Origin of the sequence: Acinetobacter sp. DSM 11652 (assembly GCF_900109815.1) — a bacterium.
In the GTDB taxonomy this organism is placed as follows: Bacteria; Pseudomonadota; Gammaproteobacteria; order Pseudomonadales; family Moraxellaceae; genus Acinetobacter.
Genome location: NZ_FOBK01000009.1, coordinates 144,143 through 158,273 on the forward strand (window position 1 = coordinate 144,143; position 14,131 = coordinate 158,273).

Sequence of the window (14,131 nt, forward strand, 5' to 3'; positions counted from 1 at the left end):
CCAACCCCCTCCTCTCGGAGGAGGGAAGAATTTGTTAATAAAAAATTAGATTGTTAAAACTTTTTCGCCACGTGCGATACCAGACACACCTGAACGTACAACTTCAAGAATGGTATTTTCTGCCAACGCATCAATAAAACCATCAATTTTCTCAGTTGTACCCGCGATTTGAATCGTGTAAGTCGTTGGTGTTACATCCACGATTTGTCCGCGGAAGATATCTGCTGTGCGTTTAATTTCAGCACGCGCAGAACCCAAAGCTTTTACTTTGATTAACATCAATTCACGTTCAATGTGTGAACCTTCAGAAAGGTCAACCACTTTAACCACTTCAACAAGTTTGTTGAGTTGTTTTGTGATTTGCTCAATCTTGTGATCATCACCATAAGTCGTCAATGTCAAACGAGACATTGTTGGGTCTTCTGTTGGCGCAACGTTCAAAGTTTCAATGTTATAACCACGTTGTGAGAACAAACCCACTAAACGTGAAAGCGCGCCAGATTCGTTCTCAATGAGAACAGAGATGATATGTCTCATGCTGTGCGCTCCCCTTTAGATAACCACATATCTGTCATAGATTGACCCGCGATTAACATCGGATAAACATGCTCAGTACGGTCAACCATCACGTTGATGAATACACATTTATCATTAATCGCCATTGCTTCTGCAAGCTTCGATTCAAGCTCATCCGCATGATCAATTTGAATACCTACATGTCCGTAAGCTTCCATCAACTTCGCAAAGTCAGGCAATGACTCAACATATGAACTTGAGTGACGACCTTCATAATTCATATCTTGCCATTGCTTCACCATACCTAAAGCACGGTTGTTTAAGCACAAGATTTTAACATTTAGGCCATATTGCTTACATGTTGAGAGCTCTTGGATACACATCTGAATGGATGCTTCACCTGTAATACAAACAACTTGTTGGTCAGGGAATGCAAGCTTAGCCGCCATCGCATATGGAAGACCAACACCCATCGTGCCTAAGCCACCTGAGTTAATCCATTGACGTGGACGTGTGTATTTGTAATACAACGCACCAAACATCTGATGTTGACCAACGTCAGAAGTGATGATTGCTTGGCTGTTCGTTACTTTATCTAAAGCTTGAACAACTTGTTGAGGTTTCATCGTACCGTCAGTTGGTTTTTCATATTTCAAACCATGAACCTGACGCCACTCATTGATTTGTTTCCACCAATCCGCAATAGCTTCAGGGTTCGGCTTAGAAATATTCAGCTGTTTTAATTGCGCTAACATTTCTTGAAGAACTGGCTCTACCGCACCCACGATTGGGATATGCGCCATGATTGTTTTTGAAATCGTCGCAGGATCGATATCAATGTGAATCACTTTCGCATTTGGACAGAATTTTGCAGGATTATTGGTTACACGGTCATCGAAACGTGCACCAACACATAGAATCACATCAGCGTGACCCATGGTCATGTTCGCTTCATATGTCCCATGCATACCCAACATACCAATAAATTGAGGATCATTACCAGGGAATGCACCTAGCCCCATCAATGTATTGGTTACTGGATAACCCAATAGATGTGCTAATTCAGTCAATAAATGTGATGCATTGCCTTGAACAACACCACCGCCCGTATAAATAATAGGACGTTTAGCATTGATCAATTCATCAATAGCTTTGCGGATCTGACCAGTATGACCACGATGTGGTGGCTGGTAAGAGCGCATTTTTACTTTTTCAGGGTATTCGTATGCAAATTTTTCAGCAGGGTTTGTTGCATCTTTTGGAATATCAACAACCACAGGACCTGGACGACCTGATGACGCGATATAGAAAGCTTTTTTAATAACCGCTGGAATTTCACTCGCATGACGCACTTGGAAACTGTGTTTCACGATTGGACGAGAAATACCAACCATATCCGTTTCTTGGAATGCATCTTCACCAATCAAATGGCTTGCAACCTGACCAGACAAAATCACCATTGGGATTGAGTCCATGTAAGCTGTCGCAATTGGTGTCACAGTGTTAGTCGCACCTGGACCCGAAGTCACAAGTACAACACCTGTCTTACCTGTTACGCGCGAGTATGCATCTGCCATATGACCAGCAGCTTGCTCATGACGCACGAGGTAATGATTAATTTTGTCTTGTTTGAATAGCGCGTCGTAAATGTGTAAAACTGCGCCGCCTGGATATCCAAAAACATGTTCAACGCCTTCGTCCGCCAATGCGCGAACAAGCATTTCACCACCAGATAAAAGTTCCAACGTATTCACCCTAATCTTATTTCCACGACGTTTATGGGAGACATAAGTCGTGTTTCATTCATTCGTTTGTATGCACTGTTATAGCACACATATTTCATCGTTTTTGCTGCAATAATAAAATTTTTCGATCGCAACCGTTTGAGTTGCGACTGCATATTCAACATGTTGGGATAAACATATTTCTGCTATTTCATTGTCTCGGCTTAGAGGCAACGTTATTGCAAGCTATGATATTTATTCGAAGGGTGATCGAACAAAACATATAAAACTAGAGCAGCATTTTTAGTTTTTTCACGACCAAAGTCAAGGTTTGCCGAAACCTTTTTATTGTTTATTTACCAACCGATTATTTTTCAAACGATAACTTTTGGTTGGATGATTTATAAAAAAAATTTCAAACACTTATTTTTAATATTTATAAAAAACAATTTCCACGCAAAATGATTTTTTTGATTAAAATAAAACCAATTAATCTTCATCAGTTTCTCGCAAAATACTGCGATATAAACGTGTAAAAAAACTCATTCCCCTCTTATTTCTTTATAGGTGAAGTCATGAATTCACTAGCATCATCTTTAAAACTTTCTTGTTTAGCATCAACGGTCGTTTTCGTTTCTATTTGTTCATCTATGGTGCAGGCAAAAGAATATTACAAATGGGTCGATCAAAATGGTTCAACCCACTACACCACCACCCCACCACCAAAATCAGCAAAAAAGAAAGGGAAAGTTGAAACGTATGGTTGGAAAGCACCAACAACATCTGTCAATACCAATACAAACCAGAGCGAAGCTCCTCAAACCTCACAGACTCAAACGATACCAACGCAACAGCAAACAAACGGTACATCAAATACTGAGTCACAAAACACAAATGCTGCTCCATTAAGCGAAACTCAAGTTTCAAATGAGTGAATTTGTCTTTTTGATCTTAATTTAAGTTTTGCATCCATTTTCAGTCTGTAAAATTCACTTTTAAGTGCTTTTTGCGCTATGCTGTGCGCTAAATTTTTTAACCGTTCTCTTGTATTACGTATATGACTACTCACATTGACTCTGAATACCAAGCCAGTGCGATTGAGCCCCAAGTTCAACAGGACTGGGAATCTCGCAAAGCCTTTAAAGTTGCCGACACTGTAGAAGGTCCACGTCGATATATCCTCTCGATGTTCCCTTACCCAAGTGGCAAACTGCATATGGGTCATGTACGTAACTACACGATTGGTGACGTGATCAGCCGCTTCCACCGTCTCAAAGGTGAAACTGTATTACAACCTATGGGTTGGGATGCGTTTGGTTTACCTGCTGAAAATGCTGCGATTGCACACCAAGTTGCACCGGCAAAATGGACCTTTGAAAATATCGATTACATGCGTAATCAGCTTAAAAAATTAGGTCTTGCGGTTGATTGGGATCGTGAATTTGCAACGTGTACACCAGAATATTATCGCTGGGAACAATGGTTATTCGTTCAGCTTTATAAAAAAGGCTTAATCTACCGTAAGCTTTCAACGGTAAATTGGGACCCTGTAGACCAAACTGTACTTGCAAATGAACAAGTAGAAAATGGTCGTGGTTGGCGTTCAGGTGCATTGGTAGAAAAACGTGATATTCCAATGTACTACTTCCGCATTACCGACTATGCGCAAGAATTACTTGACGATTTGGACACACTCAAAGACGGTTGGCCACAACAAGTCCTTACGATGCAACGTAACTGGATTGGTCGCTCACAGGGTATGGAAATTACCTTCCCATCAGCAAATCCTGAAATTTATGCAGATGGCTTAACTGTATTTACTACACGTGCTGATACTTTAATGGGCGTGACGTATGTTGCAGTTGCAGCAGAACATCCGATGGCGCTTAAAGCGGCTGAGAACAACCCTGAATTAGCTGCATTTATTGAAGAATGCCGTATGGGTTCTGTGGCAGAAGCCGACCTTGCGACTGCCGAGAAAAAAGGCATGGCAACAGGTTTGTCAGTTAAGCACCCTGTAACAGGCGAAGAAGTACCTGTTTGGATCGCAAACTATGTATTAATGTCTTACGGTTCAGGTGCAGTGATGGCGGTTCCATCACACGATGAACGTGACTTCGAGTTTGCTAACAAATACGGCTTAACCATTAAGCAAGTCATTGATGCGAAAGGCGCTGATGATAATGATTTTGATGCGACTCAGTGGCAAGAATGGTACGGTTCAAAAGAAGGTAAATTGGTCAATTCAGGCGAATTTGAAGGTTTAGACTTCCAAGGCGCATTCGATGCATTCTTGGCAAAACTTGAACCTCAAGGTCTTGCGAATGTAAAAGTTCAATTCCGTTTACGTGACTGGGGTGTTTCTCGTCAGCGTTATTGGGGTTGTCCTATTCCAATGATTAACTGTCCAACCTGTGGTCAAGTGCCAGTACCTGAAGACCAACTTCCTGTTGTACTTCCAACTGACGTTGTACCAGATGGTTCAGGTAACCCTCTCAACAAGATGCCTGAGTTCTATGAAACGAAATGTCCAAGCTGTAACGGCGATGCACGTCGTGAAACAGATACACTTGATACATTTGTAGAATCATCTTGGTACTATGCGCGTTACGCATCGCCTGACTTTACTGGTGGTATGGTTAAACCTGAAGCGGGACAAACTTGGCTTCCTGTAAACCAATACATCGGTGGTGTTGAACACGCGATTCTGCATTTGTTATATGCACGTTTCTTCCACAAATTGATGCGTGATGAAGGTGTAGTACAAGGTAACGAACCATTCACCAACTTGTTAACGCAAGGTATGGTACTTGCTGATACCTATTACCGCGAATCTGAATCAGGTAAAAAAACGTGGTTCAACCCTGCTGACATCGAACTTGAGCGTGATGAAAAAGGTCGTATCACATCTGCAAAATACAAAGGTGATGGTCAAGACGTTATCGTTGGCGGTCAAGAAAAAATGTCGAAATCGAAAAATAACGGTATCGACCCACAATCTATTATTGACCAATACGGCGCAGATACTGCACGTGTATTTATGATGTTCGCTGCACCACCTGATCAATCACTTGAATGGTCAGATGCAGGTGTGGAAGGTGCAAACCGCTTCTTAAAACGTGTATGGCGCTTGGCAACTGGTTTCCTTGAACAAGGTAATACTGCATCAGCGATTGATAAAGCTGCGCTTTCAACTGCGGCTCAAGACTTACGTCGTAAGACTCACGAAACCATCCAAAAAGTGGGTGATGACATCGAACGTCGTCATGCATTTAACACTGCGATTGCAGCGATGATGGAACTTCTGAATGCGAACAATAAGTTTGAAGCGAAAGATGACAACGATGTTGCTGTTGCACGTGAATCTATTACAACGCTTTTAACTTTGCTTGCACCATTTGCACCGCATTTAAGTGAAACGTTATTGGCGCAGTTTGGTATCGAGTTAAATGCAACATTATTCCCTCAAGTGGATGAATCTGCATTAACACGTAATACACAAACCATTGTGGTTCAAGTGAACGGTAAGCTTCGTGGCAAACTTGAAGTGTCTGTAGATGCATCGAAAGATGACATTCTGGCGCAAGCAAAAGCATTGCCTGAAGTACAACAATTCTTAACAGGTCCAACCAAGAAAGAAATCGTTGTTCCGAATAAATTAGTGAATTTGGTGGTTTAAGAACCTTAAAGCCTCCCTGAGTAAGATATAAAGCACAGCTTTAGATCAAAGCGCAAGAAAGGGAGGTTTGGAGGGATTTAATCTCCCTTGCGAAGCATTGCTTCTCACCTCTTTTAAAAAGAGGGGAATATAAGGATTTCACAATTCCCAAACAAAGCCCGTTGCCAGTCAACGGGCTTTGCACATACAATCAGAATATTGAAAATTTATCCTGCGTCTCAGGAAATACACAGAGGATCTATCATGCATTTGAGCAAACGTTTAGCTATTGCTGTTCTAACTTTAGGCTTAAGCGCAACTATGGTCGGCTGTGGATTTCATCTAAAAGGGACCAATCCAACTTCAACGCCACTGGCTTATACAAAGCTTGAATTAGCACTCCCTGCCAATACTTCTGATTTAGAGCGTAAACTCAGTGTTTATCTTACTGCTGCAGGTGTGCAACTGAGTAATTCCAACGATGCATATGTATTGCGTATCATCGACTATAAGCCAATTCGCCATGAGCTCAACGGCAAACTCATTGAAGTTCTACTTAGACTTTCTGTGACTTTCCAAATCGAAGATCGTCAAGGTAACTTGGTAACAAAACCTCGAACTTTAACTGCGACACGTACATATCAATATAATGTTGCAACCGTGAACACAGATGATCAACAAAATAAATATCTCAGTGAAATCTTAATTGACGATGTCGCTCAACAGATCTCTCGTCAAATTGCTGCAAACCGTCTGCCAAAAGCAGAAGCAAATGTACTGTTACCTGTGCAACAAACTTTTGAACCTACTGCCTCTGAAAATCCGTAACTCAGAATGAAGTTAGATTATCTACAAGCATTAAAACGTGTAAACGAAGCACGTGGTGCATGGGTATTACATGGTCAAGAACCTTTACTTGAACAAAATCTTTTAGATGCTTTCCGTCAAAGTTGGCTCATCAATCACGTGGAAAGAGAACGCTATGACATCCAAAGCGTCGCTGATTGGAAAAACGTATTTAACGCGCTCAACAGCCTTTCGCTGTTTTCACAAAATCTCGCAATAGAGGTCCATGGCAACATTAAGCCAGATACCAATGCGTTAAAGTTACTCAAGCATTATATCCAGCATAATGAACACAACTTGTTGTTGATCATTATGCCTAAGCAAGATAGTAGCAGCTTAAAGTCGGCGTTTTTTCAGACTATTGAAGCCAATGGTGTCGTGGTTCCCCTTACAGCAACCTATGCGCAAGATCGTCAGCGCATACTCAGCATAGAAGCTGATAAAATTGGAATTCAACTGAGTCAAGATGCATGGCAATGGCTCGAAGTCCACCATGAACATAATTTATTGGCTGCCAAAAACAGCTTAATGCGTCTTGCAGACACATTCCCTGATGTACAGCATCTTGAAATGCAACATTTGCTCGAATGCTTACAAGATCAATCACGCTATACCACTTTTGATTTAAGCGATGCATTGATTTCAGGCAACCTAAGCCAAGCGATTAAAATATATCAATATTTAGTCGAAGCTGGCGAACCACATAGTTTGGTCTTATGGACGGTAAGCAAAGAAATGCGCTTATTAATGCAACTCTTTGAGCAACCACAAAATGCATTACAACTCGGCATTTGGAAAACCAAAGTCAGTCTTTACCAACAAGCCTTGAGACGTCTTAATCCCAAGCAATTTCTCACATGGCCACAGTTGCTATTAAGAATCGATGCTGCCATCAAAGGCAAAAATATTGAAAATCCAGAACACCTCATACAACAAGCGATTGCTGAATTATGTGGAAAAACCTTGTTTGCTTAGTTAACCAGCAAGGTTTATTTATAAATATAAGAATGATTATTGATTTTATTTAAGAAAAATACACTTTTTATCCTTATTTCATCATTATAATTCTCTCAATTTCTGTCATTTTTCAATATCGCCATGCAAAAAATAAAACCAACGAAATTGATTATCATCGCGATCATTGCGATTGCAGCTATCGCTTTAGCTTGGCATTTCTTTAAACCTAAAGATGAGCAACCTCAGTTGATTACCGCTGAAGTGACACGTGGTGATATTGAAAACTCTGTCCTTGCAACAGGTGTATTAGAAGCGACCAAAATGGTTAGCGTTGGTGCACAGGTTTCAGGTCAGGTGAAAAAAATGTATGTGCAATTGGGCGACCAAGTCAAACAAGATCAACTGATTGCTCAAATCGACTCCGTTCGTCAGGAAAATGATCTAAAAACAGCTGAAGCCAGCATTAAAAATCAGTTGGCTCAATTGGCAGTCAAACAAGCAAATCTGACTAAAGTTGAGGCGGAATATAATCGCCAAAAAGCCATGTATGCCCAAGATGCAACTTCTCGTGCCGAATATGAGTCCGCATTAGCAAGTTATAAAACTGCTCAAGCCGATATCGTCGCGATGAATGCTCAAATCGAGCAATCTCGTTTATCACTGGCGACGACTAAAGAAGATTTAGGCTATACCCGTATCGTTGCTCCGATGGATGGCACAATTGTGGCAATTGTGACTGAAGAAGGTCAAACAGTGAACGCGAATCAAAGCGCGCCAACCATCGTGAAATTAGCAAAACTTGACACCATGACGGTTAAGGCTGAAATTTCTGAAGCAGATGTTATGCGTGTTGAGGAAGGTCAAACTGTTTATTTCACTACTTTAGGTAATAGCGAGAAAAAGCATTACGCAACACTGCGTCAAGTTGAACCTGCACCTAACTCAATTAATACAGAAACCAACAACTCAAATTCATCTTCATCAAGTACAGCTGTGTATTACAACGCTCTATTCGATGTTCCTAATGAAGATGGGAAATTGCGTATTGATATGACTGCACAAGTTTATATCGTGTTAGATGAAGTAAAGAATGCACTGACTATTCCATCTTCTGCTGTTCAAAGCTCTAATCGTCCTGCTCGCCAGCGTGGTGCAAATGCGGGTTCAAATGCCCAAGAACGCAATGAACAAGCTCGTGGTGAAGGGCGTGCCGAACGTTCATCAGCTGATCGTCCTAAGCGTTTAGAATTAACCGCTGAGGAAAAGGCATTAGTCGATCAAGGTAAAGCTTCCATGGCTATGGTACGCGTACTTCAAGCAGATGGCACAGCCAAACCGACCCCTGTTCTTATCGGTCTAAATAACCGTGCAACAGCGCAAGTTTTACGCGGTTTAAAATTAGGCGATAAGGTGGTGATCGCTGATGGCTCTGACTCATCAAATGACTCAGCTAAACGTGGCGCACGTGGTGGCGCTGGCCCAATGAGAATGTAATTATGAGTCAGACCAGAACACCTCTACTCGAGGTCAAAAACCTGACCCGTGAATTCCCTGCTGGTGAATCTACTGTGCAAATTCTAAAAGGGGTAAATCTTGAGATTTATCCTGGAGAATTGGTTGCCATTGTAGGTCAATCAGGCTCAGGAAAATCAACACTGATGAACATCTTAGGATGTTTAGATAAACCGACCAATGGTAGCTACAAGGTTAAGGGCCGCGAAACACGTGAGCTAGAACCTGATGAACTTGCTCAATTACGCCGTGAATATTTCGGATTCATCTTCCAGCGCTACCATTTACTTGGTGACTTAAATGCAGCTGGTAACGTCGAAGTCCCTGCGATCTATGCCGGTGCTGATGCTTCTGAACGCCATGATCGTGCAGTTCAGCTTTTGTCCGATTTAGGTCTAGGTGAAAAAACCCAAAACCGCCCGAGCCAACTTTCGGGCGGTCAGCAACAGCGTGTTTCGATTGCTCGCGCGTTGATGAATGGCGGTGATGTTATTCTCGCCGATGAGCCTACAGGTGCATTAGATAAAAAAAGCGGTATTGAAGTGATGCGTATTTTACGCGAACTGAATGCCAAAGGTCATACCATCATTCTCGTTACTCATGATCACAATGTTGCCAAAAATGCGACTCGTATTATTGAGATTTCAGACGGTAATATTATTTCAGATGAACCCAATGTTCCTGAGATTGATGATGGCTTTGAACGTGAAGAATTGATTCGTGCTGAGCAAAAGAAAACATCGTCTTGGCGTTCAGCTTTAGACCGTTTAGGTGAAGCTTTCCGCATGGCACTTCTGGCCATGAATGCTCATCGAATGCGTACTTTTTTGACTATGCTCGGAATCATTATCGGGATCGCATCTGTCGTTTCGGTTGTCGCACTTGGTAATGGATCACAAAAACAAATTTTAGAAAATATTAGTAGTTTGGGGACCAATACCATTACGGTCTACCAAGGACGTGGTTTTGGTGATAACTCCCGATCTTCTCAGGCCAAGACCTTAATCCCTGCTGATGCTGATGCATTAGCGGAACAGCCTTACGTAGATGGTGTAAGTCCTTCAGTCAATAGTTCTGTCACGGGAAGATATAAAGATGTAGAGGCATCCACGACAGTCAATGGCGTGAGTGAAGACTTTTTCTATGTGCGTGGTTTAACGTTTAAATCAGGTCAACCATTTGACAAACATAGTGTTACTGAACAAGCCCAAGATGTTGTGATTGATACCAATACCCAAAAGACATTCTTTAGCGATGGTACGGATCCTATTGGTCAAGTAATTCTATTGGGCAGTGTACCTAGTCGTATTATTGGTATCGTAGATGCTCAACAAGGTGCAATGGGTAATTCAGATAGTCTTAATGTCTATCTCCCTTACTCAACCGTCATGAGTCGAATGCTTGGACAGTCGAATGTGAGAAGCATCATCGTTCGTGTAAAAGATGAATATTCAAGCACTGCTGCTGAAAATGCAATCTTGAATTTACTCGTTCAACGCCACGGGGCGCAAGACGTGTTCACTCAAAATGCGGACAGTATTCGTGAAACCATCCAGCAAACTACCGCTACAATGACTTTACTCATTTCTGCGATTGCTGTGATTTCTTTAGTCGTTGGTGGTATCGGTGTCATGAACATTATGTTGGTGTCTGTCACTGAACGAACGCAAGAAATTGGTGTGCGAATGGCCGTGGGTGCTCGACAAAGCGATATTTTGCAACAATTCCTGATTGAAGCCGTATTAGTGTGTATTTTAGGCGGTATCCTTGGGGTGTTATTATCACTGGGAATTGGTCAGCTGATTACACACTTTGCTGGTGGCACGTTCCAAATGGCGTATTCAACCACATCAATAATAGCTGCATTCGTTTGTTCAAGTTTAATCGGGATCGTATTCGGTTTTATCCCAGCACGAAATGCTGCTCGTTTAAATCCTGTCGATGCACTGTCAAGAGAATAATAAGGTATAACTATGCGTAATCAACTTCATAAACTGTTCATGACCTTAGCATTAACAGGCTCTTTAGTCGGCTGTGCGGCTGTAGTGAAAACGCCTTATCAAGCTCCTGCAGCCGATATTCCACAGGGCTTTCAAAACAGCCAACAACACAGCCAAAATATCCACCAACAGGCTTTTCATGATCAATGGTGGACATTATTTGGTGATGCACAGCTCAACCAATTGGTTGAACAAGTGATTGCCCGTAATACTGATTTAGCTGTTGCTGGGATTAATTTGCAACAAGCACGCCTTCAAGCCAAGCAATCTGAAAGTCAGCAAGGTGTGCGTATTGGCAATGCAGGTGCATCGGTCGGTCATCGTTTTAGTTTAGATGGTGATGGTGATTCTTCAAATGGTATTTCACTGAACTATCCTGGCTTAAGCTATGAGCTGGATTTATTCGGTAAATTGGCCAATCAAACTGAAGCATCTCGATGGGAAGCGCTTGCGACTGAGCAAGATTTACAAGCCACTGCACAAAGCCTGATTGCAACAACTGCACAATTGTATTGGCAATTGGGATATCTTAATGAACGCCTATCTGTGGCTCAACAAAATTTGGCGAGTACGCAGAAAACTTATGAATTAGTGCAAACACAGTATCGAGCTGGGGCGGTATCAGGTCTTGATTTAACCTCAGCTGAACAAGCTGTTCAAAGTCAAAAAGCTACGTTAAGCCAGATCGAACAGCAAAAAGTTGAAACTCGAACTGCTCTTGCGGTATTGCTCAATCAACCTGTGCAACAGTTGAATATCTCGGAGCCACAGCGCTTACCACTTTCTGCCCTACCGCAAATTCAATCGGGCTTACCAGCTGAGCTTTTATCGCGGCGTCCTGATTTGCACGCAGCCGAGTTACGTTTACGCAAAGCACTTGCCAATAAAGATGCGAATAAAGCCAGTTATTACCCTTCGATTAATTTAACGGGTAGTATAACTACTGGAGGCTCAAGCACTTCGCTGAGTAATGTGCTGTCTAATCCTGCTGCAATATTGGGTGCGGGTCTTACACTACCCTTCTTGCAATGGAATGATATGAAACGTGATTTACGTGTGAACGAATTGGATTATGAAAAGTCAATTATTCAATACCGTCAGACCCTATACAAAGCTTTTGCCGATGTTGAAAATGCGTTATCCGCACGCAATGAAATAGACAAACAAGTCGCTTTACAAGAACGTAATGTTAAACTCGCTGAGAAAACGGAACAACTCACGCAAGTGCGTTATAAAAATGGTGCAATTGCACTTAAGAATTTGATCGATGCTCAACGCACGACACGTGAAGCGCGTTTAAGTTTGGTTCAAGCCAAACAGACTCAGTACAATGCTTATGTGACGTTACTGCAAGCTTTGGGTGGAAGTCCGATTCAGCAATTGCCTTAAACAAAAAAGCCCGTAAGGGCTTTTTTTAACTGATCTATTTTTCAATTTAACTTTCAGAAAATATAAACTAAAAGCGCAGTAAATTTCACTCCATAATATTACAAAACCAAACTTTATCCATTAATGTCATTTTATTATGATGATGCTTATAACTTATTTAATTTGCCGAATAATTAAAATAATGAAACAAAATTTAGTTGCTCTTTTATGTTCTATTCTTGCTCTAACTGCTTGTGCAAAATCTAAGACTGAATCAGCAATTTCAGAGCCAACATCAAAACATTCTGTAAGTTCTAAACAAGACCCTGTTTTACAAAAGAGAATTGATCAGCTAGTTGAAAAAACTAAAAAGAATATGATTTTTGTTGAAGGTGGCGAATATCTCATGGGAGACTTCGGACTTGTTACTCCTGAACTTGAAAAAACTGTTCCAAATAGTGCAGCTTTAAAAAATCCAAAAGGAAATACTTTAGATCCTCACGAACAAAAACTACCTTTTACTCCTGATGATGATAATAAGCCTCCTCACAAGGTAATACTTGATTCATTTGAAATGACTAATAATAAAATTACATTAGCTGATTTTTTAATTTATCTAGATGCAAATAACATTACTCATCCAGAATATTTAGACGATTATCCTAAAGCAGTATTCGATAAATTGCCAGCTGGTGCCAATTGGCAACAAAGTCAAAATTATTGTATATGGTTAGGTAAACAAATAGGGAAAAAAATGAATTTGCCAACTGAGGCACAATGGGAATATGCAGCTCGTAATAAAGGGCAATATGTTGCCTATGCAACCAACAATGGCAATATAGAAAATGGAGTTAATGTTTTCAGCTTTTCTCAATATAGAGAAATTGGTGAGAAATATAGATATCATAACTTTAGTCACTTGCCTGTATTAGGAGAAACTCCACCTAACCCTTTAGGCTTCTATGATATGGTCACCAATAATAAAGAATGGATGTTTGATTGGTATGATGCAAATTATTACAAAAATTCAGAAATTAAGAATCCTAAAGGTCCTAATTCTGGCGAATATAAAGTTGTAAGAAGCTCTTTACCCCAGGGTGGAGATAATGCAAAACATGGTGAAGGTATTAATTTCGTTAGAAAAAAAGCTGATCCTAAAGCTGTAAGTGAAGGCACTGATGGTAAAATCCGCGATGCAAGTGAATCTTTTTCATTTAGATGCACAGCTTAAATTTTTAATGAGATTCTAATTTCCTAATTTAAATTGGCTTTGTTGCACAAAGCTATTCTTAAGGGCTTCTTCAGCCATATAATTTTCAAATGAAGAAGCCTACACACAAAATCTACAGCACAACCAATTGGCCCGCATATAACCGAGCACTCATTAATCGCGGAAATATTGCCATTTGGTTTGATCCTACTACGCAATGGTATGCTCTATCAAAAGGCAAACAAGGACGAAATAAAACTTACTCCGACGCAGCCATCCAATGCTGCTTAATGATTAAATCCTTATTTCGTCTGTCTTTACGTATGGTCACTGGCTTTGT

General features: G+C 41.0%; 11 protein-coding genes. 9 read left to right on the top strand and 2 right to left on the bottom strand.

Going from position 1 to position 14,131, the window contains the following annotated elements:
- Positions 1-45: 45 nt before the first annotated feature.
- Together ilvN and BMW42_RS10310 are read right to left on the bottom strand one after the other, a co-directional pair.
- Positions 46-537 (bottom strand): acetolactate synthase small subunit, encoded by a 492-nt coding sequence (gene ilvN, locus BMW42_RS10305; RefSeq protein WP_035265631.1) that lies wholly within the window; start codon positions 535-537, stop codon positions 46-48.
- Positions 534-2,261, bottom strand: coding sequence for an acetolactate synthase 3 large subunit (locus BMW42_RS10310; RefSeq protein WP_035265632.1), 1,728 nt, complete (start codon positions 2,259-2,261; stop codon positions 534-536). Before BMW42_RS10310 ends, ilvN begins: the two co-directional genes overlap by 4 nt.
- 554 nt (positions 2,262-2,815) lie before the next feature.
- On the opposite strand from BMW42_RS10310, the gene BMW42_RS10315 reads away from it, so the two are divergent.
- From BMW42_RS10315 to BMW42_RS10355, 9 genes are all read left to right on the top strand, one after another.
- Positions 2,816-3,175, top strand: a complete 360-nt coding sequence (locus tag BMW42_RS10315) for a DUF4124 domain-containing protein (RefSeq protein WP_092767643.1) — start codon at positions 2,816-2,818, stop codon at positions 3,173-3,175.
- 122 nt (positions 3,176-3,297) lie between these two features.
- A complete protein-coding gene (gene leuS / locus BMW42_RS10320) occupies positions 3,298-5,919 on the top strand; it encodes a leucine--tRNA ligase (protein WP_092767645.1) in 2,622 nt (873 codons plus the stop codon).
- A gap of 243 nt (positions 5,920-6,162) precedes the next feature.
- Positions 6,163-6,726 (top strand): LPS-assembly lipoprotein LptE, encoded by a 564-nt coding sequence (gene lptE / locus BMW42_RS10325; protein ID WP_035270158.1) that lies wholly within the window; start codon positions 6,163-6,165, stop codon positions 6,724-6,726.
- 6 nt (positions 6,727-6,732) lie between these two features.
- The gene (gene holA, locus BMW42_RS10330) at positions 6,733-7,719 is read left to right on the top strand and encodes a DNA polymerase III subunit delta (protein ID WP_092767647.1); all 987 of its coding nucleotides are present in this window, start codon (positions 6,733-6,735) and stop codon (positions 7,717-7,719) included.
- Between the two features lie 123 nt (positions 7,720-7,842).
- A complete protein-coding gene (locus BMW42_RS10335) occupies positions 7,843-9,195 on the top strand; it encodes a MacA family efflux pump subunit (RefSeq protein ID WP_092767649.1) in 1,353 nt (450 codons plus the stop codon).
- A gap of 2 nt (positions 9,196-9,197) precedes the next feature.
- Positions 9,198-11,174: a MacB family efflux pump subunit gene (locus BMW42_RS10340; protein ID WP_092767651.1), complete on the top strand. Its 1,977-nt coding sequence runs from the start codon at positions 9,198-9,200 to the stop codon at positions 11,172-11,174.
- A 12-nt stretch (positions 11,175-11,186) separates the two neighbouring features.
- Entirely contained in the window at positions 11,187-12,602 is a 1,416-nt protein-coding gene (locus tag BMW42_RS10345; RefSeq protein WP_092767653.1) for an efflux transporter outer membrane subunit, read from the top strand.
- A gap of 181 nt (positions 12,603-12,783) precedes the next feature.
- Positions 12,784-13,812 (top strand): formylglycine-generating enzyme family protein, encoded by a 1,029-nt coding sequence (locus tag BMW42_RS10350; RefSeq protein ID WP_171260709.1) that lies wholly within the window; start codon positions 12,784-12,786, stop codon positions 13,810-13,812.
- Between the two features lie 89 nt (positions 13,813-13,901).
- Positions 13,902-14,131: transposase (locus BMW42_RS10355; RefSeq protein WP_171260710.1), on the top strand; the 230-nt coding region annotated here is incomplete at its 3' end.